Source organism: Telluria sp. AZSoR62, from assembly GCF_058111565.1.
On sequence record NZ_JBYTST010000422.1, the window covers coordinates 1 to 255 of the forward strand.

The 255-nt window shown below is 50.2% G+C and carries 1 protein-coding gene; it reads right to left on the reverse strand.

The genetic code is table 11. The features are described 5' to 3' along the window. On the reverse strand, positions 1-255 hold a 255-nt coding region (locus tag AC3XQU_RS24305; RefSeq protein ID WP_489876680.1), incomplete at its 3' end, for a DUF3150 domain-containing protein.

Sequence of the window (255 nt, forward strand, 5' to 3'; positions counted from 1 at the left end):
GCTAAGGATATTCTCCGGGCTGGAGCAAAAGGTTAACAGGGTACTAACCTGGAGAAACTCCAGACCCTCAATGCTTTGACCAGGCTGAATCGCATCAAGAACCCGCTTACACATTTTGGCCAGGTTCTCGAATTTACTGGAAATAATCCCCATCGCTTCTGCCTTCTCTTGAACGCGACGTACGACGCCGAGTACCCGAGAGGTAGTTTTTCCAGAGGTAGCTCCAGTCCAGGATCGCTTAACGTCCTCTGCTAT